Origin of the sequence: Mesorhizobium sp. M7A.F.Ca.CA.002.05.1.1, assembly GCF_003998335.1 — a bacterium.
Lineage (GTDB): Bacteria > Pseudomonadota > Alphaproteobacteria > Rhizobiales > Rhizobiaceae > Mesorhizobium.
In genome coordinates this window covers 1-1,820 of record NZ_RZQI01001078.1, presented here as the reverse complement: position 1 = coordinate 1,820, position 1,820 = coordinate 1, and the positions used below count along the sequence as shown (strand labels likewise).

Here is a 1,820-nt window from a genome sequence, read left to right as displayed (position 1 = left end):
AGCTCACCGACAGCAAGGACCACAATCAGGGTTTTGACGCCCAGAACGAGGTCTATGTCGACATGATCAAGGCAGGCATCGTGGATCCGGCGAAAGTGGTGCGCACCGCACTGCAGGATGCCGGCTCGATCGCAGCCCTCCTGATCACCGCCGAAGCGATGATCACCGACATCCCGGCCAAGGATGCCGCGCCTGCGGGTGGCGGCGGTGGCGGCATGGGCGGCTACTAAAACCCAGGACTTGTTCGACCTGTTTGAGATGTGAATGGCGGCCCCCGATCGGGGCCGTCATGATTCTCAAGATGATCCATCGCAAAGTTTACGCATAGCTGCCTTGCCGACCGGCTCAGCGCCGGGAGGCAATCCTGATCTTGCGGCTTTCGGAGAGGACGCAATCCACGCTAGACTGTCCAGGCGGCCGTCTGGTTGCGGAGCTCGCCGGACTTTGGCAAGCGATCGGACGAACCGCCACCCCCTATACGGAGACACGTTCATGTTTGCGGCCAAGGCCATCGACACCTCAGACAAGGCCGCGTTCTACCGCGACCTCGCCACTCAGCTTAAGGCGCTGCTCGACGGCGAGCGCGATTCGATCGCCAACGCCGCCAACACCGCAGCACTCATCTTCCAGATGGTGCCGGACCTCAACTGGGCCGGGTTCTATTTCCTGCAATCGGACGAGGAAATGGTGCTCGGGCCGTTCCAGGGCAAGCCGGCCTGCGTGCGCATCGCCGTCGGCAAGGGCGTGTGCGGAACGGCGGTCGAACTCGGCACCTCTATGCTGATCAAGGACGTGCATGATTTTCCCGGCCACATCGCCTGCGATGCCGACTCGCGCTCGGAACTGGTGGTGCTGCTTGAGGACGATGAAGGCGTCTTCGGCGTGCTCGATCTCGACAGCCCGCTGCCCGGCCGCTTCGACAAGGCCGACCAGGCCGGCATCGAGACGCTGGCGGCGATCTATGCCGCGTCGAGTTCGTTCGAGGACTGAGGCCCGGTTTAGACTAGGTGAATTTCACCAGCATCAGGCTGAAGCAGCCGATGAACAGGAAGGCCGAGAAGGCGAGCGCCAGCGGGCGCAGGCCGCGCGAGCGCAGCTGCGAGATGTCGGCCTGCAGGCCCATGGCGGCCAGCCCCATGGTCAGCATGATGGTGGTGGCGAGCGCCATTGCCGACTTCACCTCGGCTGGCACCGGGACGAGGCTGTTCAGCGCCACGATGGCGACAAAGGCGGCGACGAACCACGGCATGGGCGGCCGCGCCGCCACCTCACTGCTGCTCCTGCGGCGCGCCATCAGGCCGAGCGCGACGACCATCGGCGCCAGCATGGCGACGCGGGTCAGCTTGGCGACGGTAGCGATCTCGCCGGACTGGGTGCCGTTCTGGAAGCCAGCGCCGATGACTTGCGCCACTTCATGGATCGAAGCACCGGCCCACAGGCCGAAAGCGTGCTGGTCGAGGCCGAGCATGGCGACGGTGCCGAACAAGGTGATCGAGGCGACGGCGTAGGTGACGTCCTCGTCGCGCGCATCGGTGACGATGTTGGTGGCGACGATGGCCGAGGCGCCGCAGATCGAGGTGCCGGCGGCGATCAGCTGCGCCAGCTTGGCGTCGACGCCGATCAGCCGACCGAGCGTAATGGTGAAAACGAAGGTGGCGCCAAGCGTGGCGGCGACAATGCCGACGCCGCCGGCGCCGATCGAGACGACTTGGCCGAGCGTCAGCTGGAAGCCGAGCAGAACAATGGCGAAGCGCAGCAGGCGCTTTTGCGAGAATGCGATGCCGGCCTTGGCGTGCACCGGTGTGCCCAGCACGTTGGAG

2 protein-coding genes and 1 pseudogene are annotated in these 1,820 nt (G+C 65.2%); 2 read left to right on the top strand and 1 reads right to left on the bottom strand.

Annotated elements, in window-relative coordinates; genetic code table 11:
• A pseudogene (gene groEL, locus EN939_RS32650) lies at window positions 1-230 on the top strand (chaperonin GroEL); the annotation flags it as partial.
• Between the two features lie 262 nt (window positions 231-492).
• The gene (locus EN939_RS32645; RefSeq protein ID WP_127271638.1) at window positions 493-990 is read left to right on the top strand and encodes a GAF domain-containing protein; all 498 of its coding nucleotides are present in this window, start codon (window positions 493-495) and stop codon (window positions 988-990) included.
• A gap of 13 nt (window positions 991-1,003) precedes the next feature.
• On the opposite strand, the gene EN939_RS32640 is transcribed toward EN939_RS32645, so the two are convergent.
• Window positions 1,004-1,820: YeiH family protein (locus EN939_RS32640; protein WP_164751442.1), on the bottom strand; the 817-nt coding region annotated here is incomplete at its 5' end.

Bases quoted from the DNA above. Each gene is read 5' to 3' on its own strand.
- EN939_RS32645 (WP_127271638.1), top strand. From the start codon at position 493: ATGTTTGCGGCCAAGGCCATCGACACCTCAGACAAGGCCGCGTTCTAC.